Genomic DNA, 20,894 nt, shown 5'->3' on the forward strand with positions numbered 1-20,894 from the left:
CGAAATGCGCATTATCCGATCCGACTGTATGTATTACGAACAAAGGCAGGCTTCCACTTAACCAGACTTGAATTTCTAAGCATTGTTGTTATGAATAACTACTTGAGCTCTTCCTAAAGCTTTGCCTTGGTAAAGGGCGAGATCGGCTAACTTTATCCAGGCATCCAGGCTATCTATTGTCAACGGCAATGAGACGACCCCAAAGGTCGCTGTATAATTAAGTGATGATTGATGATAGAGACATGGTGTTTGTTGCAAGCTGTCTAGTAATTCCTCACAAAATAGCTTTGCGCCCTCGGCGCGGCAGTTACCCAAAGCAATAATAAATTCTTCTCCACCCCAGCGGCCGGCGCTGTCTGACGCTCTTACTCTGCTTCTTAGTAAATTAGCAAAATGCAGTAACACTTTGTCGCCAGCATCATGTCCATATTGGTCATTGAGCTTTTTAAAATGGTCAAGGTCAATCAATACCAATGTCACAACTTGATTTTGTCGGCTAGAAATTTGCAGCAACTGTTTAAACCTTTCAGTAAAACCTGCCCGGTTTAATAGCCCGGTAAGTGGATCATGCTCTGCACGTTGTTTTAGTTTTACGGTAAGTGCTTCAAGCTCACTGGTGCGCGCAGCTACCAACTGCTGTAGTTTTTGATTGCGCTTATTAAGGTGTCGTTGTTGTAGCTGCATAAAAGCGACAGCTGCAAAGAACAGTACGACAATAAAACCTAACCACAACCAGGTTGCTGTCCACCATGGCGCTTTAACGACAATTTGTAAGCGTAGGGGGCCGTCGGTACCTATACCTCTGGCATTTTGCCCTTCGACTTCAAGCGTATATTGCCCAGGAGGCAGATTGACATACCGGACTTCATGATTGGTATCGTGTGGACTCCAACGATTCGACAACCCCAGAAGACGAGTACGGGTAGTATTCATTTCCGGGTTCCGGTAATCGAGTATGGCGTAGCCAACAATAAGTTCCCGATACGAGTATGGTAATTCAATAACACCAGAGCCTTGTTCATATTCCCGAGTATGGTCCACACCGTTAATAAGCAACTTCGCCAGCACTAAACGCGGTGCTTGTAAATTCTCTTGCTCCGGTACAACGTGCATTAGGACGGCACCATTTGGTGTGCCAAGCAAAGTTTCACCGTCAGATCCAACAGAGTAACTATTGCGCTGCATACTCAAATCAGGCAAGCCATCCAGCAAACTGTAACTGATAAAACGTTGTAGCGAGGCATCAAAACGGGCGGGCCCTTGATTGGTTAATACCCAGAACCGTTGTTCGTGATCAAAAAAAGCGGCACTAATAAACATGCTCGGTAAGCCATCTTGGATGGTGTATTGTTTTAAATCATAGCTTTTCCTATCCACTCGCCATAGGCCAAACTCAGAGCACAACCAAAGAAACTTATCGTTTTCAGGTAACACGCAGTTATAGCCATCGACCAAGGTTTGCTTAGCCAGCGAAACCGGTGCCCATTGCTTGTCGGTCGTGCTTTTGCTAAATAAGCCTGAATAACGGCTTACCGCAAAAAAGTTACCTGTTGCATCCTGGCTAAGGTGATAAATTTGATCACCACTGGTTTTACTTAATTCTGTCAACTCCAATTTAGCCTTGACTAACGCAGGTTGCCAGAAGATCAAACCGTGTTGCCACAGCCCCAGGTAAAAATCACCTGCGGCTGAAATAGCGAATTCGGTGACAGCGCCTACTCGCAGTTTTGCTAACTCGAAAGGAGCAGTGACGGCGATAAGCGTAAAATCGGCAACGCGAAACAGACCTATGTCTGTGCCCAACCAGATTTGGCCATTGGGATCCTCGGTAATTCTGTACACCTTCCTGATGCCAAATTGCTGCCGTATTTCCATCGTTTGCCAATACACTTTGTCAGGCCCCCGATAAAACAGCTTATCTTGGATAGCCAGCCATAAGGCACCGGTTTTATCATGATAGATAGCTGTCGTTAAGCCGTTAATATCGCTACCGATATCTTGAGGAAGCTGCCGCGATAACAGTTGAAAACTTTGATACTGTTGATGCCCTACAAAAACACTTTGTTCACGACTTCCTAACCATAACTGCTGGTCTTTATCTAAAAAAATACTGCGGACATCGACATCGGGTAAAAAATTGTACTGTTCATCTGTCTTTAACCAATTTTGCTTTGCAGTATCAAACTGATACAGACCATTAGCAGCACCCACCCAGAGGGTAGCACCAATACCTTGATGTAGGGCGTTCACTCTGGGATATGCAAGCTCTGCTGGCTGATGCAATTGGACAAAGCAGTTGCAAAGCTGCTGATAACTAAAGACACCATTAGCAGAGCCAGCCCAAACGGCTTCGTGAATATATTCGATAGTCCTTGCTTCGTTCGCTCTGGCAATATCGGTATCGGTAACAGTGGGTAAATTGAAATGCTGCGTAGTCTGCAGCGCTAAATCAAGCAGCACAATTCCCTGTGAGGTTGCGACCCATAATCCTTCCGGAGATTCAGTGATACCCCAGATCCGCTGCTGATAAAGCGGATGCTGCGGCATCGCAAAGGCGATACGTTGAATAGTATAGGGGCTGGCAAGATCGATGTAATGTAACCCTTCGATAGTTCCAACCCAAAGCCGGTTTTTACTGTCTTTAAACAAGGTTTGTACACGCTGACTTGCTAAAGCATTACGGCTGCTAACATCAATAGGAAAAGCATAAGCTGTTTTGTTTTTGGGGTAGTAGCGTAAACCATCACGCCAACTGGCTAGCCACAGATCGCCGCTATCAGTAAAAATGGCAGTGTTAATGTTAAGCCTGGCTGCACCACTGGCATTAGGATTTAACCAATTGATGCTTTGATTGCCATCGTAGCGCAAAAGACCGTCGGTATCTGAGCCAAACCAAATAAAACCGTCTTTGTCTTGAGATATATGATAAACCGAAGATTGTCGGGCGATAAGGGGATCGGTAGGCGCTTTAAACAGATAATCACTCGCTTTTACCGGCAAAGACAACACTATCAAAGCAAGCAAAATCAGCCTAAATCCCAAAATCAGCATTACTGAAATATTTCCTTATCGTTTAGTACCTTAAGTTATAGCGTTTTTTAAGCTTCGTCACAATAAATAACCCGCCGAGCCATATTAAAATTTGTTAACATGATGCCTCGCAACAGGATAGTCGTTCAAAATTGGCCATTTTTGAACTTGCAGTCATCAGGAGCGTCAGGCCAGCGCGGTAGTAATCGTTGTGATATTAAAGGTTTCTTGGGTAGTATTCGCTATATTCTTTAGTATAAGTTTAGCTGCAGAGCCCGCTAACTTTGAACAAGCTAAAATACAGTTAAAACAAATTTATCAGGGTAGTGAACGCACTTTTTATTGTGATTGTCAGATCAGCTGGGTAGGCCGCAGTGGCGGTAGGGTAGATCATGACTCCTGCGGGTTTGCTATTTATGCTCCAAGAGGTTTACCCAGTGAGGCCACAATTGCCAGAGCCGCACGCTCAGAGGTGGAACACATCATTCCGATTTCTTGGGTAGGTAAACAGCTAAAGTGCTGGCAAAATGGGGGGCGGAAAAACTGTCAGGCAACAGATCCCATTTTCAACAAGATCGAAGCTGACTTATTTAACCTGACCTATGCTGTAGGGCAAATTAACGGTATTCGTTCTGATTTACCCTTTGCGATGGTCACTGAAAATATTAGTGCGCAGTTTGGCCGCTGCGATATTAAAATTGATACCAAAAATCGCAAAGTCCAGCCAAAAGCCGATATCCGGGGTGATATAGCCCGGGTTGCTTTTTATATGGCAGATCGCTACAACCTAGCCTTGAGTCGTCAGGATCAGCAGCTTTACCTTGCTTGGCATAAACAAGATCCGGTTTCTGAGCTAGAGTTACTGCGTCATCATCGCACTGCTGCACTAACCCAACGTAGTAATCCTTTTGTCACTGGCGAAAAAAGTTGGCAATTGGGTTTTAACACAAGTGGGGTAGGCTTAACCCCACAAGGTTGGCTGGCCAATAATAGCGGGGTACCCAGCAACATTGCCGCCGTTGGCAGTATTTCAAAGACGCCTCAGGCAATTGTTTCACCCATACATGGTAATCGTAATTCCCGGGTTTATCATCGGGCAGATTGTCCAAACTATTCAAGTATGGCACCGGCGAATCGTATTATTTTTCAAACAAGTGCAGAAGCTGAGCAGCAAGGCTACCGGCTGGCGGGGAATTGTCCAAAATAATTAGTGAATTATTTACTATTTTCTTGTTCTAATTGAGCAAGATATTTTTAGGGCTTATTTTATGATTAATAAAACCTTTTTAGATAAATTATTAAAATCTGGCGCAGCGGTTACGGCTCAAACAACAGGCAACGATCTTAGCAGTGGTTTGGCTGGGATGTTAAAAGGTAAGGGCGGCGCGGCGCTGGCAGGTGGTGCTCTGGGCTTACTGCTAGGCAGTAAAAAAGGGCGCAAGATAGGCGGTAAAGTGTTGACCTATGGTGGTATGGCCGCGTTGGGGGTTTTAGCTTACAAAGCTTTTGATAACTGGCAGCAAAACAACCAAAGTAGTGCGCAGACTAACACGGACAGGTTAACACAGGCACCTGATGCGGTGTTGCCAGAACAGCAGTGTAAGGCTATTTTGGTTGCAGTTATTGCTGCCGCAAAAGCGGATGGGCATATTGATAACCGGGAACGTGAAATTATTGATGCAGAGATCGCAAAACTGACTACAGAGCCACAAATTATCCAGTTTGTTGACGCAGAACTTAAAAAGCCTTTGGACCCTACCGCTGTTGCCCGTCTTGCTAAAGATCAAGAAACCGCCGCACAAATGTATCTTGCCAGTTTGTTAGTCATTGATGAAGAGAGTTTTATGGAGCGAAGCTACCTTAGCGAGCTGGCGAAGCAGCTGCAGCTGCCAGACAGCCTGCAATTGGCACTTCGCCAGCAGGTAAAAGAAGCCGAGTTGCTCGCTCAGGCCTAATGATTAATACAGGCGCCTAAATGCGCCTGTTGCTTACAAGCCGAGGGCAACAAAATCAGCCGCACTGTGGCGTTCAGGAAGATGCGGCTCTGCACCAAAATTACGATTTACCGCATAGCCGCGTTTTACCGCGGGTCTGCTATCAATTAATTTTGCCCAGCGCAGTACATGGGGATAGTCGTTAACCGATAAAAACTCTGCCGCGTCATAAAGTCGACCTAGCACTAAACCACCATACCAGGGCCAAATTGCCATATCGGCAATGGTATAGTCATCGCCGCAAATGTAAGTATTCTTTGCTAATTGTTGATTTAATACATCTAATTGCCGTTTTGCCTCCATAGCATAGCGATCTATCGCATAGGCGATTTTCTCTGGAGCATACGCATAAAAATGGCCAAAACCGCCGCCTAAAAAGGGGGCACTGCCCATTTGCCAAAACAGCCAGTTCAGCATTTCGGTGCGCTTAGCTGGCTCCCTGGGTATAAAAACGCCAAACTTTTCTGCGAGGTACAATAAAATACTGGCAGATTCAAAGACCCGTGTTGCCGGTACCGTGCTGTTATCAACCAAGGCAGGGATTTTTGAATTAGGATTTATAGCAACAAAACCTGAACTAAACTGTTGTCCTTCACGGATATTGATAAGCCAAGCGTCGTATTCCGCTGCGCTAATGCCTGCGGCCACCAGCTCTTCCAACAAAATAGTGACTTTAACGCCATTTGGCGTAGCTAAAGAGTACAGCTGCAGCGGCTGGTTACCCGCGGGTAAGGCTTTTTCATGGGTGGCACCTGCCACAGGTCTGTTAATATTGGCAAAGGCACCGCCATTTTGCTGCTGCCATTGCCAAATTTTAGGTGGGGTATAAGTCGATGAGTTCATAAATATAAAACCTCTATAATGAGCGATATTTACAGGTAGTAAAGCCACCGGGTTACATTTAGATGGTGTAGTTTACTTTTTAAACTTAGCTATACTAATCAATATTTTGTGCTTAGAGATCTGCTAAAATACATTGGTTCAGTGAAATGTCATGTTTACCTGTTATTATTTGCTAATAATTAACGATGGACTTAGCGGTGAAAAAACTCTGTCGCCAAAATGGTATTGGCGTCGGTTTTATGTTGTTTAACTTTTAATTTTAAGCCCAAGAGAAGATCCCCACATTATGTTTGTAGTAGATAAACTGATCTTACTGGCTGCAGTACTGATATTACTTGGCATTTTCTCCAGTAAAATTTCTGCCCGGTTAGGGTTGCCTATGCTAGTGCTGTTCTTATTAGTTGGGATGCTAGCAGGAGAAGACGGTATTGGCCGTATTGGCTTTGATAGCCCTCAGGCGGCGCATGCTCTGGGTACCTTGGCGTTGGCATTGATTCTATTTGATGGCGGCTTACAAACGCCGTTAAGTTCAATCAAGCAAGTATGGAAGCCGGCGTCGATGCTCGCCACCTTAGGGGTATTTGTTACTGCGGTAATTACTGGTGCAGCGGCAAGCTATATTTTGGATATCAGCCTAATTACCGGCATGCTCTTGGGGGCAATAGTAGGCTCTACCGATGCCGCGGCGGTATTTTCACTGCTGCGAAATGCCGGTATTCATCTTAACCCACGTTTGAAGTCTACCTTAGAAATAGAAAGTGCCTCGAACGATCCTATGGCGATATTCCTTACAGTCGGTTTATTAGAAATACTGGTCAACGATATGCAGCCAGGCCTACCATTATTACAATTATTCGTGATGCAAATGGGCTTAGGAGCCATAATTGGTTTAATCGTCGGTTATGCCGTCATCAAATTGATTAATCGCATCCATTTGCAAGCCAGTGGTTTATATCCTGTGCTGGTTACTGCATCGGGTTTGTTAGCCTTTGGACTTGCAGCAAACATCGGCGGCAGTGGCTTTTTAGCTATTTTTATTTGCGGCGTGATGATTGGTAATAGCCAATTTGCCTTTCAGCGTACTACCTTTTTATTTCACGATGGCTTAGCCTGGCTCAGTCAAATTACCATGTTTGTGGTGCTGGGCTTATTAATTACTCCTAGCTCACTGCTGGATGTTTGGTGGCAGGGTATTTTAATTGCTGGCGTGCTAGTTTTTATCGCCAGACCCCTGGCAGTTTTTCCGTTGATGAAACTCTTTGGTTTTAATCTAAGAGAGACGACCTTGGTATCCTGGGTGGGGTTAAGAGGCTCGGTGCCCATTATACTGGCCATTTTCCCGTTAATGTTTGGTTTACCTAATGCTCAGCTGATATTTAATGTTGTATTCTTTGTCGTGCTGATCTCAGCGACTTTGCAAGGGTCTACCTTACCCTGGATAGCCCGGCGTTTAAACCTGATTGAGAAACCCCAGGCACAAGCACCCGCCACGCTGGAAATTACGTCGCTTGGTGATGTTGATGCCGCTATTGTTGAATATACCTTGTCTGATAACTCCAGAGCGGCATATCGACGTTTGTCACGAATGGCGTTGCCAGAAGGCGTGGTCGTAGCGATGATTACCCGCGGTGAGAAAGTCATAGCCCCGCGCGGCTCAACCATTCTACAACCTGAAGATCACTTGTTTATTGTGCTAAAAGACGATTATAAAGATTTTGTTGAGCAAGCTTTCGCCGATAAAGGCTTTGCCGGCAGCAGACCAGCAGGGCCACTACGGATGAAAGGCGCGACTATGCTCAGCGATATCGATTGGTGTTATGGTTACGGCGCTAAGTTAAATCAGGGTAGAGAAGATATCAGCCTTGAAGGACTCTGTGTAAGGATGTTAGGTAATAACCTGGCAGAGCAAGCTGAGTTTAAGTATGCCGACAGGCACTTTAAAATCGTTGAAATGGTGGGTGATAGGGTGGTGACCCTAAGCATTCAACCAGCAGAGCCAGTTTAACATCAATATCCCGGCTTAAGATAAAGCCCCATTACGGGGCTTTATCTATTTACTCTTCGCTAAGCTGTTTTTGTTTGTGTTCCCAGCGCCGCTTGGCAAAACGGCGCATATTAGGAATATCATCGGTTTCATCCATTATCGGCTGACCTATAATGGCTTCAATCACATCTTCCATCGTGACTAAACCAAGCCAACTGCCATACTCATCATAAATCAGGCACATGTGTTGTTGCTCTCGCATCAGCTGTGACATTAGCTGCTCAACACTCATTTTATCCGAGATGATTTTAACGGGCTTCATAATATCAGCAGCCACGGAGTTATCGGCAATATCTAACATATCATAACGAAAAACGATACCCAGCGGTGCTTCATCCTGATCAATCACGGGGTAGCGGGAATATTGGTCTTTTTTAACACGCTCAACTAAATCGACTAGTTTTTCATCCGGCCTGGCAGTTTCACAAACCGTTCGCGGTGTCATAATGTCGCGTACTTTAACATCGTGTAAGTCAAGAATATTGGCAATAACACGTTGCTCATCTTCGTCTAACTTATTTAATTCACGGCCTAAAATGGTTAGAGCTTTAATTTCCTGCCGCAAATCGTGCTCATGCTGCCCACCGCCAAAAAGCTTCATCACTTGATCTGATAACCAAATAAAGGGCTTAAGAATAAAAATCATACCATTTAGTAAAGCGGGTAAAACGGGGGCTAGCTTTGGCCAATATCTGGCGCCAATCGTTTTGGGTAAGATCTCTGACAGCACAAGGATAAGTAATGTCATCACCGCAGAAGCAATACCAAGATAACCATCACCAAACACAACAGTAACCTGCGCACCAACACCGGTAGCACCAACAGTGTGAGCAACAGTGTTTAACGTAAGAATAGCGGCTAAAGGCTGATCAATTTTATCTTTCAGTACTTTAAGTTTTTCATAAAGCTTAGGTCTGGAAAGTTTCTGTTGGGCAATGTAACTGGGGGTTATGGATAAGAGAGCAGCTTCCAGTATCGAGCAAATAAACGACACTGAAATAGATAGCACCACAAAGGTGATTAAAAGACTCATACAAGTTGATTACAACACTCCGTATTACCAAGGGATTATCAGTATAAACGAAAGTGTTGCTGATAATCGAGAGGTGAAATCTAAAAAATGTTAACCCCCTCTAAATAATCCAAATTAATCGGTTACTAACGCGTAATTTTATTCTAAGATGGCTTTCGTCTTAGTACTAGTAAACAGGGAGTGATACTTGAACATGCAGAATAAATTTGATGTCGAATCGCGCCACTATATTCTTATAGCCGCGCTACTGCTCGCACTCTATGCCAGTTACCTATTAATTGCGCCTTACGTTGGTGCGCTAGTACTTGCTTTCGTGTTATCTTTGCTGTGTTTTCCTGTGCATCAATGGATAGAAAAAAAGCTACCTGGAAAACCTAACCTGGCTGCAAGCCTATCGTGCGTTTTGTTGGTGATCGTGATATTGGTGCCGGCATCTTTAGTCTTTATGGCAATTTTACAACAAGGCCTAACCTTTACCCGGCAAAGCTATACCTGGTTAAACAGCGGTGGTGCAGAGCAGTTATTGCAGCATCCTTATTTACAGCAATTGCAGCTAGTATTGGCTGAATATATTCCTGCGGATTTCCTTACTGCGCAATCTCTAATAGAAAAAATGACGGAGTTCGCCTCCAGCTTTAGTAAAGAACTGCTAGATTTGAGCACCAAACTGGTTGGAGATATTACGGGTTTTGTCTTTGGTTTTATTTTGATGTTATTTATCCTGTTTTTCCTGCTACGCGATCACGACAAGATTGTTGATACGCTGTATTGGGTAATACCCTTATCCCGTTCTCAAGAAGATGCGTTGTTAAACGAAGCCAGACAAGTGGCACGTTCTGCGGTTTTAGGATCTGTCTTAACGGCGATCGCTCAGGGTTTTGCTGGTGGTATTGCTATGGCGCTGGCTGGTTTTCCTGGTTTGTTCTGGGGCACCATGATGGCGTTTGCTTCCTTTATACCAGCGGTAGGGACCGCGCTTATTTGGTTACCGGCCAGCTTATATTTATTACTCACTGGCGATTGGGGCTGGGGGATCTTTTTGGCGGTCTGGGGCATCGTTGTAGTAGGGTCTATCGATAATATTTTAAGACCTATCTTAATGCAGGGTAGCTCGCAAATGAGCACCTTACTTATTTTCTTATCGCTCCTAGGCGGATTACAGCTGTTTGGTTTGATAGGCTTAATTTATGGCCCCATTATTTTTGCGTTAACCATGGTATTGTTAAGGCTTTATACCATTGAGTTTAAAGATTTTTTAGAGAAGCAGGATAATAGCTAAGCCTTGGTATGAGCATTAACCTGCGTTTTTTATCAAGCTTAGCCGAAGTTACGGCTAAGCAGTGGGATCCATTGTTTCCACAAGACTTTCCCTTTACGCGTTATGCTTTTTTAAAGGCGCTAGAGCAGGGCGCTAGTGTCGATGGTAACAGTGGTTGGCGCAGCCAGCATCTTACTGTTTGGCAAGATGAACACTTAATTGCTGCTGTACCAGGCTATTTAAAAACGCACTCTTATGGCGAATACCTGTTCGATTGGCAAATAGCACAAGCCTACGAGCAATATCGCCTGCCGTTTTATCCTAAATGGGTAGCGGCTATTCCGTTTACGCCGGTGGCGGGGCCACGTTTAGGTCTGCTTGATCACGCATTATTACCTGAGATCTTACCGCTTTTAAGCCAGTACTTACTAAACGCTATTGCGGCTAAACAGTTAACGAGTGTGCAGTGGCTTTATCCCGATCCTGTCTTATGTCAGTCACTGATGGCGCAGGGTTTTTGGCTACGCCATGATGTGCAATTTTTATGGCAGAACAAAGGCTATCTGCAATTTACAGACTTTCTTGCCAGCTTAACGTCTCGAAAGCGCAAACAACTACAAAAAGAGCGCGCTAGCTGTCAGCACTTAATTCTGAAAACGCTTACAGGTGATGAGCTTGGTGCTGCACACTGGCAACAGTTGATACGCTGTTATCAAGCCACTTATCTTAAACGCTCTGGTCACACTGGTTACATCAGTGAGGCCAGTTTTAGCCTAATAGCGCAAAGTATGGCAGAGCAGATAGTGGTATTTGCAGCGTTTTCGCCTGAGCAACCCGACCATATTATTGCGGCCTCGTTATGTTTTAAGAGTAACGATACACTTTATGGGCGTTACTGGGGAGCCCTGGCAGAGAACGACTTACTGCATTTTGAACTCTGCTATTACCAGGGAATTGCGTTTTGTATTAAACATGGCCTGCAATACTTTGATGCCGGTGCCCAGGGCGAACATAAGTTAAAGCGGGGTTTTGAACCAGTAAAACGTTTTGGCGCTTATGCTTTTGACAATACGCCATTATCGGCAGCAATTAACAACTATTTTATGCAAGAGTCGCAGCAACTTGCCGCTTATGTCGCTGCTGCCAAGCAAGCTTTGCCTTATAAAGCGACCGAACAATGCTGATTATCGTCGAAGCAATAATAAACGGTTATTAGCCGGCATAGCGTGATCTTGCTGTAAACTAAAACCTTGTGCTTCGGCTAATACTAGTATTTGTTCAACATCACGAATTCCCATAGCAGGATCACGGCTTTTAAGGCTTTGATCAAAAGCCTGATTACTCGCACTGGTAAAAGTGCCGTTGTAGTTGAAAGGCCCGTAAATACAAAGTGTTGCGTTTTCACTCAGTAGCCGATTTAGCCTTTTAAACATGCTTTCAACCATTGACAAACTCATAATATGCAGTGTATTGGCGGTAAAAAGGCCATCAAAGTTGCCAGGCGGTAACTGTTGCTGGGTAACATCTAAGCAGAGTGCCTGAGGCAAATTACGAAGAGCGGCTCTGCGTAATCGCTCATTGAGATCTGGCAAGTAATGTTGCTGATCACTGGCTTGCCAGCGCAGATGTGTTAATTGGCTAGCAAAGTGCACCGCATGCTGACCAGTACCGCTGCCAATTTCCAATACAGTGGTTGTTTGGTAAAAAGCTTGTTTAAGTACGGCAAGAATCGGTTCTTTATTATTTTCACAAGCCTGAGAGAAGGGCAAATCAGAGTCCATTGGAAAACCTTATATAAGCAGCATGTGCTAAGCCGAATAGTGTGATACAGATAATAATATAGTGATGATAGTATCATTACAATTGTCAATTTAACATAATATACATTATGAGCTATATAAGTTGCGTCATAATAGAGAGTTTTTCAAGCTTATTGACTACTCTAAACTACTGTATCTTCTGCTTTTTCACCCAAACTAAGTAGCTTTGTATTTTCTCATCAGCTTGCAGCGCGTATAAAGTATTAAACCTTTTGGCCAACGTCATTTCATCATAGAAACGATGAATGGTTTTATGACATGTTACACAGAGCATCACGCCATTTTGTAATTCGGCTTTGCTGTAATGGCTCCGGAAAAAACTACGCCTGTGCATTTTCTTAGGAATTAAATGATGAAATGTTAGCAGACAATGTCTACCGCAAAGCTCGCAAGCAACTTGTTGTTTCATAAACACAGTATCTCGTTCATTGCTGTGTTAAACGGCTAGCTAAGCCTTTTAGATTTGCTGGTATCCGCAAATGCAATCTATTTTGCTGTTGTGTGCGTATTATACAAAAAATCGCTTGGACCTAGCTATGCGCTTTAACATGATAATTACCGCTTTTATGGCTGTCTTATTACAAACAGCCATAACTAAAGCCTCAGCAAATACCAGGGTTGACACTATGCTCGCCAACTTGCCTTCAACTATCAGTTTAACGTTTTACGAGCCTGAACATTTTACGCAGATCAGACTTATTCACGATACCGTTATGGGTGGTCGCTCTACCGGTAATATCGCTGTTATTGATGAGCCTCCGGGTTTATTGTTTGTTGGTAACTTATCCTTAGCTAATAACGGCGGCTTTGCCTCTGCCGAGTTTACTTTAGCGAAACCTTTAAGGGATAAGGTATTAAATAGTCTCTATTTGCATGCGTTAGCTGATGGTCGAAAGTATCAATTACGTCTAAAAACGCCATTTATTCCAAATGGCGTTGCTTATGTTGCAGAGTTCGAAACAGATACCATGCCTCAGCATTATTATGTGCCACTGGCGGCATTTCGGGGCCAGTATCGGGGGCAAGCCATCAGAAACATGCCAAAACTTAACTTAGCCGATGTTAGTCAAATAAGTATTATGTTGGCGGATAAACAGGATGGCGCTTTTTCGATTACGTTATACTCGATAACTTTCTCGGCAGTAAATACCATTTAAGTTGCAGGCTGAATCTCAGGTGTTAATCCCCTACTACATTCAGCCTACCTTTTTCATCGTTACGGCAGAGGCTTAGGTTAATTGCGCCACGACACTTTGTAAGGCCGCTAATGGATCCGCAGCTTTAGTAATAGGACGACCTATTACCATATAATCAACACCAGCCTGTTTGGCAGCCTGTGGCGTCATCACCCGGCGCTGATCATCCGCAGCGCTATCTGCAGGTCTGATCCCCGGTGTAACCAACTGAAATGCATTTCCAAACTGACTTTTTAATAGTGTTGCTTCCTGAGCGGAGCACACCACACCATCCAAGCCTGCACTTGCAGTTAAACTCGCTAATCTCAATACCTGCTCTGCAGGTGTTAAGGTTATTCCTAATTCCAGCAGATCGGCTTGCTCCATACTGGTTAATACTGTCACGGCAATAAGTTTCGGCCGGTTAGCGCCAAAACAGGTCAGTGCATCTTTCGCCGCAACCATCATACGGCTACCGCCACTGGCATGAACATTGACCATCCATACGCCTAAATCTGCAGCAGCTTGCACGGCTTTTGCTACCGTATTCGGGATGTCGTGAAATTTTAAATCGAGAAAAACATCGAAATGCTGCTGCTGAAGCGCGGTAACAAACTGTGGGCCAAAGCGGGTAAACATTTCTTTGCCGACTTTTAACCGACACAAACTGGGGTCAAGTTGACTAACTAAATTCAAAGCATCGGCCTGCTTTTCGTAATCCAGGGCAACAACAATAGGGGTATGGCAAGACATGAATAATCCTTGAGCTAGAGATCTACCGACCGTCAACACCGCTAATGGGTTCTACCGTTTCCCATTGCTGACAAGACGGACATAGCCAATAAGGCTGACGGGTTTTAAAACCGCAACTGCGGCAATTATATAATACTTTACTGGCTAAATAGGCATTAACCAGCTCTTCAACCGAAGACAATACCTCGGCGGCTTGCGCCGATTCTTGTTGGCGTAGTTGTAATAACTTTTGGAACAGCCGAATATTAGGTTGTTGACGTAGCTTATCTAATAAATAGTGTTCTGCGGCTTTAGTTGAGCCATGTTCAGCTAGCCATTCACTTAATAATAAACGAGCACTAATATTATGATGCTTATCAGCAAGCAGAGTAAGTAACTGATACCACTCATCTGCATCCATCTGACATTGACTTAACATCGGCAGTAGCTCTGCGCTCCATTGTGGCTTTTGCTTTAAAATACTGAGCAAAGCGCCTTTCGCTGTAGCAGTGTCTTGTTGTAACAACGCGTACTTAGCCAATTCATAACGTGGCCGCACTGCTTGCGGATAGCGGCTGGCAAGCTCGGCTAAGTTATTGCTATAAGCGGTTGGCAGGACTTCACTTTGAGCAGGCTCAGACAACTTGTCTTGCAAAGTTTGCGTATGCATATTGGCAAGCGCAATACGCAACGACTTGGATTTGGTTTTTTCCACCTCAGCGGCCAGTGCTACAGCTTTATTGAGTTCGTGCGTCGCCATAAAAATACTGAATAACTGTTTAAGTATGGCTTCTCGTAGCGGTTCGCAACTGACAATTTGCTGCAATAAATACTCTGCGCGGTCAAATAAACCGGCAGAATAATAATCTTTGGCGAGTTCAAATTGGATTTGCTGCGCTTGTAGCTTAGGTAATTTTAACTTATGTAACTTTTCATGAATGCGAATAGCTTTATCCCAGTCACCTTTGCGCCGAAATAAGTTGGCCAAGGCCAGATAGGTGTCTATGGTCGCAGCTTCAATATCGAGCAACTCTAATAGCTGCTCAATAGCTTTATCTTCTTGATCTGTTAATAAAAAATTCAAACCAGAAGACAGGTTGCGGGTAATATTCGCCCTGCCCTTTAACTCTTTATGCTTAAGGCTATTTCGTCCCATAAACCAACCGTAGGCGGCGGCAACTGGAAGCAACAGAAATAGCAATTCAGGCATAAAAATCAGGTTTTTTCGGTAGAGTTAGTCAACCAGCGTTTGGTTTTACGTTGCAGGGCAAAGAATAAGCTAAACAACAAACCCAGTACTATGCCAACTATCAAGAAAATTACAGCGATGTCGACTACACGTAAATTGAGCTTAACGACTAATAAATTCAGCTCGGTAAGCTGTTGATTAGTAGAGCCAAGTAAAAAGCCCAGCAATAATACGGCTATGCTAAAAATAAGAAATAGGACTTTACGCAACACTTAGCTCCGCTTCTGTAACCTGCAACAGTAGCATCAGGTATTATCTTTTACGCGATCGCGCAATTCTTTACCTGGCTTAAAGTGCGGTACATGTTTGCCGTCTAGTTCCACTTTATCGCCGGTTTTTGGGTTACGGCCAACACGTGGTGCACGGTAATGCAGAGAAAAGCTACCAAAACCGCGAATTTCGATTCGCTCACTGGAAGCAAGTGATTGTGCCATCTGTTCAAGAATTTCTTTTACAGATGCTTCAACATCCTTGACCTGAATATGGGGGAAATCTGTAGCTAACTTTTCAATCAATTCAGACTTGGTCATAGACCCTCCGGCAAACCTGCAGTAAGAGAAAGCAAGGGGCACAAGCCCCCTGCTTCATTAGCAATTAATCCTGCTTTTGAGCAGCCTTAAATGCTTCAGCCATGGCGTTACCACCGAAGTCAGCTTCTTGCTGCTGCTTGGTATTAACAGTATCCATTGCTTCTTTTTCTTCAGCTTCGAATTTAGCTTTGATTGACAGGCTGATTACGCGGTTTTTGCGATCCACACCCATTAAACGAGCTTCAACTTCTTCGCCAACTTTCAGTACGGTTGATGCATCTTCAATACGCTCACGAGCGATGTCTGATACACGAACATAACCTTCAACTGCACCTTCTAACATCACAGTAGCGCCTTTCGCGTCAACGGCAGTTACTTCACCTTTAACGATAGCACCTTTTTTGTTGTCAGCAAGGTAACCATTGAACGGATCTTCATCCAGTTGTTTGATACCTAAAGAAATACGCTCGCGCTCTGGGTCAACTTGTAATACCACAGCGTGTACTTCGTCGCCTTTCTTGAATTCACGAACCGCTTCTTCGCCAGTGGCGTTCCAGCTGATGTCAGATAAGTGAACCAGACCATCGATGCCGCCATCTAAACCGATGAAGATACCGAAGTCAGTGATTGACTTGATCTTACCGCTTACGCGATCGCCCTTGTTGAAGCCCTTAGCGAACTCTTCCCATGGGTTAGCTTTACACTGTTTCAGGCCTAAAGAAATACGACGACGTTCTTCGTCGATTTCCAGAACCATAACTTCCACAGAATCACCTAGGTTAACAACCTTAGATGGGTGGATGTTTTTGTTGGTCCAGTCCATTTCTGAAACGTGTACTAAACCTTCTACGCCTTCTTCGATTTCTACGAAGCAGCCGTAATCAGTCAGGTTAGTTACGCGACCAGTGATGCGAGCACCTTCTGGGTAACGTGAAGCGATAGCTGCCCACGGATCTTCGCCCATTTGTTTCAGGCCTAAAGAAACGCGTTGCTTCTCGCGGTCGAATTTCAGTACTTTTACTGGAATTTCGTCGCCAACGTTTACGATTTCGCTTGGGTGCTTAACGCGTTTCCAGGCCATATCAGTGATATGTAGTAAACCGTCTACGCCACCTAAGTCTACGAAAGCACCGTAGTCAGTCAGGTTCTTAACGATACCTTTGACTTCCATGCCTTCTTCTAAGTTTTCTAACAGCTGATCGCGCTCTTGGCTGCTTTCTGATTCAATAACAGCACGACGTGATACCACCACGTTGTTACGCTTCTGATCCAGCTTGATAACTTTGAACTCAAGTTCTTTGTTTTCTAAGTGCAGGGTGTCGCGTACTGGACGTACGTCAACTAATGAACCAGGCAGGAAAGCACGGATGCCATCAACTTCAACTGTGAAGCCACCTTTAACTTTACCAGTGATAACACCGATAACGGTTACTTTATCTTCGCAAGCTTTTTCCAGGCGGACCCAGGCTTCATGACGCTTAGCTTTTTCACGAGATAATAAGGTCTCACCGAAACCATCTTCGATAGCGTCTAAGGCTACATCGATGATATCACCCACGCTAACTTCTATTTCGCCGTTCAGAGATTTGAACTGCTCAACAGGAATAGCAGCTTCTGATTTCAGACCGGCGTCAACCATTACAACGTCTTTCAGAATTGCTACAACAGTACCTTTAACGATGGCACCTGGGCGGGTTTCGATTACTTTGAGGCTTTCCTCAAACATTAGTGCAAAATTTTCAGTCATAGTCACTTTTTCAGTTAAGTGCTCCATTTCACGTCATGTGTTATGGGGTTGCTAAATTTACCAGCAATATCCTTGTCACTGGCTGTCCAAAATGCGGCCTTGGCCTGGTTCATCAGCTGGTTAACGATAACTTACTGTTAACTAACTGCAGCACCTCTTGCAGCACTTGTTCAATAGATTTATTGGTGGAGTCCAACATATGGGCATCTGCAGCCGGTTTTAACGGCGCCGTTGCACGATTCATATCGCGCTCGTCCCGCGTCTGGATCTCGCTCAAAAGGTCGCCGATATTAACATCAAAACCCTTTGCTTTCAACTCTAAATAACGTCTATTGGCGCGCTCTTGCGCATCGGCAGTAAGGAAAACTTTCACTTCTGCTTGCGGAAAAACCACGGTTCCCATGTCACGACCATCGGCAACTAAACCTGGTGCCTGCGCGAAGGCGCGTTGCCGGCGCAATAATGCCTCACGAACCGTGGGCAATGACGCAATTTTAGACGCCATATCCGCGACTTCTTGAGTACGAATCGTTTGGCTGACATTCTCACCTTCCAGCGTCACTAAGGTATTCCCTTGTGCGTCGCTGGCAAACTGTACGTCCAGATGTGCGGCCAGCGGTTGTAGTGCGGCTTCGTCAGTGGGCGCAATTTGATGATGCATTGCAGCCAGCGCGAGTACCCGATAAATTGCGCCGCTATCAAGTAACTGCCAACCCAGTTGCTCAGCGAGTAAACGACTGATCGTGCCTTTACCCGAACCACCCGGACCGTCGATGGTAACTACTGGTGCTAATTGTGGCATCCTACCCCCTGTGAAAAAGCTGGTTAATCGATGTTTCAAAATGGCGCTTATTATACAGCTTTTTATGACAATTGCTGTGCTTATCCTTAAAGTAATTGCGGCTAATTCGACATCTACAACTGGCCTTAAAAAAGAAAAACGCGTAACGAAAACGGTTACGCGTTCTACTTTAAGTCGATATAATTATCGCATCACTGCTGACTTAAGCCTTTGAAAACATCGAAATAACTTGGAAAAGTTTTGGCGGTACAGTCTGGATCTTCAATAGTTACGGCGGTATCGCTAAGTGCCACTAACGAAAAGCACATCGCCATCCGATGATCATTGTAAGTGGCAATACTCGCATGTTTAAGTGCTGCCGGTGGCGTGACTTTGATATAATCGTGACCTTCTTCTACTTCAGCACCTACCTTGCGAAGCTCAGTAGCCATCGCCGCGAGACGATCCGTTTCTTTTACCCGCCAATTGTAGATATTGCGAATGACAGTTGGACCTTGTGCAAACAATGCCGTGGTCGCAATGGTCATCGCCGCATCAGGAATGGCATTATAATCCCGGTCAATACCATGCAAGGTGTTACGCGTTACCGCAATATAATCGTCAGCCCACTCAACACTGGCCCCCATCGCCTCCAAGGCATCAGCGAAGTGGATATCGCCCTGCACCGCATGTTTACCAATACCGGTGACTTTAATGGTGCCACCTTTAATTGCAGCGGCTGCTAAAAAGTAGGACGCCGAAGAGGCATCACCTTCAACTAACCACTGCCCAGGCGAACGATAACACCGGTTACCCGTTACCAAAAACCGTTGATAATTATGGTTTTCCACTTCAATACCAAAGCGCGACATCAAAGCCAGTGTAATGTCGATATAAGGTTTTGAGACTAATTCGCCTTCAATGACAATTTCACTGTCGCCTGCTAAAAGTGGAGCCACCATTAAAACAGCGGTTAAAAACTGACTAGAGATGCTGCCATCGATACTAATGCGCCCACCACTTAGCGCTTTGCCTTTGATATGTAGTGGCGGAAAGCCATCATTCTCAAGGTAGCGAATATCCGCCTGCCATTGCCTTAGCGCGTCTACCAAGTGACCTATTGGTCGCTCATACATTCGTGGCTCGCCAACTAGGGTGACATCCACATTAGATGCCGCCAAAGCTGCAGTGAGTGGCCGCATGGCTGTCCCTGCATTGCCTAAGAACAACTCCAGCGCAGCGGTATGTTGAAATAAGCCACCCAGCCCCTGCACTTCGCACTGGGTGCGGCATGCTGATAACCGGTACTTAACTCCAAGCGCGGTTAAGGCATTAAGCATATGCTTAACATCATCACTATCTAATAAATTCGTGATCTGGGTTTCGCCTTCAGCCAAGGCCGCCAAAAGGAGTACGCGATTTGAAATACTTTTAGAACCCGGTAAATGCACTTCACCGGCAATATGTTTAATTGGCGTTAAGGTTAATGTCTTCATCCGTTTACCCGCTCAAATTCACGCATAAAGCTCACCAGCGTTTGCACGCCCTCTAATGGCATCGCATTGTAAATGCTGGCCCGCATGCCACCGACTATGCGATGACCTTTTAAGGCCAGTAAACCATGCTGTTCGGCCTGACTCACAAAAAGATCATTAAGCTTTTCATCGGCTAAGAAAAACGGCACATTCATCCAGGAGCGATAAGTTGGATCAACATCATTCCGGTAAAAGCCACTTTGGTCTATATACTGGTACAAGGTATTGGCTTTTAGTTGATTACGCTCAGCCATTGCTGCAATACCGCCTTGCTGTTTTAACCACTTAAACACCAAGCCCGCTAAGTACCAGGCGTAGGTAGGCGGCGTATTAAACATACTGTCGTTCTCAGCAGCTAAGCGATAATCTAACACTGCAGGAATAGCAGCGTTTTTAGCCGGTAACAAATCTTCGCGCACTATGGCCAGTGTTAAACCTGATGGCCCAATATTTTTTTGGGCACCCGCATAAATCACCCCATAGCGGCTAACATCAATCGGTCTTGATAAAATAGTCGATGACAGATCGGCTACGATAGGGACTGAGGTTACCGGTAAATCAGTGAACTCCAGGCCATCTACCGTTTCATTTGGACAGCAATGCACATAGGCAGCATTCTCATTTAACTGCCAATTAGATGTATTTACCAGGCCACGCAATTGTTCAGCCGTTCTAATGCGAATATCTTGTGCATTCACCTGACCGAACTTTTGTGCTTCCTCTACCGCAGCCAAAGACCAGGCTCCCGAGATAATGTAATCAGCGCTCTTGCCTGCTTGCATCAGATTAAGAGGCACTGCCGAAAATTGGCCACGGCCACCGCCGTGCATAAAGAGCACTTTGTAATTTGCCGGTATTGCCAATAAATCACGTAAATCTTGCTCTGCTTCGGCAGCCAATTTAATAAACGGCTTACTGCGGTGGCTTACTTCCATCACCGAACAGCCTTGGCCATGCCAATTAATAAATTCCTGCTGTGCCTGTTGCATCACATCAACTGGCAACATCGCCGGGCCAGCACAAAAATTATAGGTGGTCATTTTACTTCTCACTTCTACGTTAACTATTTGAGTTAGATAATGGAGTTGTTTAACTGGCCTTGGTAAAACCTTTGCCGCGGCTA

Annotated in this window: 19 protein-coding genes; 6 read left to right on the forward strand and 13 right to left on the reverse strand. The window is 44.8% G+C overall.

The window, feature by feature from the left end:
- Window positions 1–75: 75 nt before the first annotated feature.
- A complete protein-coding gene (locus IE163_RS14395) occupies window positions 76–3,051 on the reverse strand; it encodes a ligand-binding sensor domain-containing diguanylate cyclase (RefSeq protein WP_189433688.1) in 2,976 nt (991 codons plus the stop codon).
- Between the two features lie 190 nt (window positions 3,052–3,241).
- Between IE163_RS14395 and IE163_RS14400 the strand changes: the two genes are divergently transcribed.
- Together IE163_RS14400 and IE163_RS14405 are read left to right on the forward strand one after the other, a co-directional pair.
- Window positions 3,242–4,237, forward strand: coding sequence for an endonuclease (locus tag IE163_RS14400; RefSeq protein ID WP_229833585.1), 996 nt, complete (start codon window positions 3,242–3,244; stop codon window positions 4,235–4,237).
- Between the two features lie 61 nt (window positions 4,238–4,298).
- Window positions 4,299–4,985, forward strand: a complete 687-nt coding sequence (locus tag IE163_RS14405; protein ID WP_189433689.1) for a tellurite resistance TerB family protein — start codon at window positions 4,299–4,301, stop codon at window positions 4,983–4,985.
- 33 nt (window positions 4,986–5,018) lie between these two features.
- On the opposite strand, the gene yghU is transcribed toward IE163_RS14405, so the two are convergent.
- The gene (yghU, locus tag IE163_RS14410; protein WP_189433690.1) at window positions 5,019–5,867 is read right to left on the reverse strand and encodes a glutathione-dependent disulfide-bond oxidoreductase; all 849 of its coding nucleotides are present in this window, start codon (window positions 5,865–5,867) and stop codon (window positions 5,019–5,021) included.
- A 286-nt stretch (window positions 5,868–6,153) separates the two neighbouring features.
- Here yghU and IE163_RS14415 point away from each other — a divergent pair, with 286 nt between their 5' ends.
- Window positions 6,154–7,872, forward strand: coding sequence for a potassium/proton antiporter (locus IE163_RS14415; protein WP_189433691.1), 1,719 nt, complete (start codon window positions 6,154–6,156; stop codon window positions 7,870–7,872).
- Window positions 7,873–7,921: 49 nt separating this feature from the next.
- On the opposite strand, the gene IE163_RS14420 is transcribed toward IE163_RS14415, so the two are convergent.
- The gene (locus IE163_RS14420) at window positions 7,922–8,944 is read right to left on the reverse strand and encodes a CNNM domain-containing protein (RefSeq protein WP_189433692.1); all 1,023 of its coding nucleotides are present in this window, start codon (window positions 8,942–8,944) and stop codon (window positions 7,922–7,924) included.
- A 193-nt stretch (window positions 8,945–9,137) separates the two neighbouring features.
- Here IE163_RS14420 and IE163_RS14425 point away from each other — a divergent pair, with 193 nt between their 5' ends.
- Together IE163_RS14425 and IE163_RS14430 are read left to right on the forward strand one after the other, a co-directional pair.
- Complete coding sequence (locus IE163_RS14425; RefSeq protein ID WP_189433693.1) at window positions 9,138–10,223, forward strand: AI-2E family transporter; 1,086 nt, start codon at window positions 9,138–9,140, stop codon at window positions 10,221–10,223.
- Between the two features lie 8 nt (window positions 10,224–10,231).
- Window positions 10,232–11,386 (forward strand): GNAT family N-acetyltransferase, encoded by a 1,155-nt coding sequence (locus IE163_RS14430; RefSeq protein ID WP_189433694.1) that lies wholly within the window; start codon window positions 10,232–10,234, stop codon window positions 11,384–11,386.
- On the opposite strand, the gene IE163_RS14435 is transcribed toward IE163_RS14430, so the two are convergent.
- Window positions 11,387–11,983 carry a DUF938 domain-containing protein gene (locus IE163_RS14435; RefSeq protein WP_189433695.1) on the reverse strand — a complete coding sequence of 199 codons (597 nt, stop codon included), beginning with the start codon at window positions 11,981–11,983 and terminating at the stop codon, window positions 11,387–11,389.
- 166 nt (window positions 11,984–12,149) lie between these two features.
- Window positions 12,150–12,431, reverse strand: a complete 282-nt coding sequence (locus IE163_RS14440; RefSeq protein ID WP_189433696.1) for an HNH endonuclease — start codon at window positions 12,429–12,431, stop codon at window positions 12,150–12,152.
- 127 nt (window positions 12,432–12,558) lie between these two features.
- Between IE163_RS14440 and IE163_RS14445 the strand changes: the two genes are divergently transcribed.
- The gene (locus IE163_RS14445) at window positions 12,559–13,179 is read left to right on the forward strand and encodes a CIA30 family protein (protein WP_189433697.1); all 621 of its coding nucleotides are present in this window, start codon (window positions 12,559–12,561) and stop codon (window positions 13,177–13,179) included.
- Between the two features lie 72 nt (window positions 13,180–13,251).
- Here the strand turns inward: IE163_RS14445 and pyrF are convergent, their stop codons facing one another.
- The 8 genes from pyrF to serC all read right to left on the reverse strand — a co-directional run bounded on the left by pyrF (window position 13,252) and on the right by serC (window position 20,811).
- Window positions 13,252–13,950 (reverse strand): orotidine-5'-phosphate decarboxylase, encoded by a 699-nt coding sequence (gene pyrF, locus IE163_RS14450; RefSeq protein WP_189433698.1) that lies wholly within the window; start codon window positions 13,948–13,950, stop codon window positions 13,252–13,254.
- Window positions 13,951–13,972: 22 nt separating this feature from the next.
- Entirely contained in the window at window positions 13,973–15,085 is a 1,113-nt protein-coding gene (locus tag IE163_RS14455; RefSeq protein WP_229833586.1) for an N-acetylglucosaminyl transferase, read from the reverse strand.
- A gap of 59 nt (window positions 15,086–15,144) precedes the next feature.
- Window positions 15,145–15,390 (reverse strand): DUF1049 domain-containing protein, encoded by a 246-nt coding sequence (locus tag IE163_RS14460; protein ID WP_229833587.1) that lies wholly within the window; start codon window positions 15,388–15,390, stop codon window positions 15,145–15,147.
- A gap of 33 nt (window positions 15,391–15,423) precedes the next feature.
- A complete protein-coding gene (gene ihfB, locus IE163_RS14465; RefSeq protein WP_189433700.1) occupies window positions 15,424–15,708 on the reverse strand; it encodes an integration host factor subunit beta in 285 nt (94 codons plus the stop codon).
- A 64-nt stretch (window positions 15,709–15,772) separates the two neighbouring features.
- Window positions 15,773–17,455: a 30S ribosomal protein S1 gene (rpsA, locus tag IE163_RS14470; protein WP_189433765.1), complete on the reverse strand. Its 1,683-nt coding sequence runs from the start codon at window positions 17,453–17,455 to the stop codon at window positions 15,773–15,775.
- A 112-nt stretch (window positions 17,456–17,567) separates the two neighbouring features.
- Window positions 17,568–18,257, reverse strand: coding sequence for a (d)CMP kinase (gene cmk / locus IE163_RS14475; protein ID WP_189433701.1), 690 nt, complete (start codon window positions 18,255–18,257; stop codon window positions 17,568–17,570).
- Window positions 18,258–18,448: 191 nt separating this feature from the next.
- The gene (aroA, locus tag IE163_RS14480) at window positions 18,449–19,732 is read right to left on the reverse strand and encodes a 3-phosphoshikimate 1-carboxyvinyltransferase (RefSeq protein ID WP_189433702.1); all 1,284 of its coding nucleotides are present in this window, start codon (window positions 19,730–19,732) and stop codon (window positions 18,449–18,451) included.
- The gene (gene serC / locus IE163_RS14485; RefSeq protein WP_189433703.1) at window positions 19,729–20,811 is read right to left on the reverse strand and encodes a 3-phosphoserine/phosphohydroxythreonine transaminase; all 1,083 of its coding nucleotides are present in this window, start codon (window positions 20,809–20,811) and stop codon (window positions 19,729–19,731) included. The genes aroA and serC overlap by 4 nt, the downstream gene beginning before the upstream one ends.
- Window positions 20,812–20,894: the final 83 nt, after the last annotated feature.

Source organism: Alishewanella longhuensis, from assembly GCF_014653435.1.
Lineage (GTDB): Bacteria > Pseudomonadota > Gammaproteobacteria > Enterobacterales > Alteromonadaceae > Alishewanella > Alishewanella longhuensis.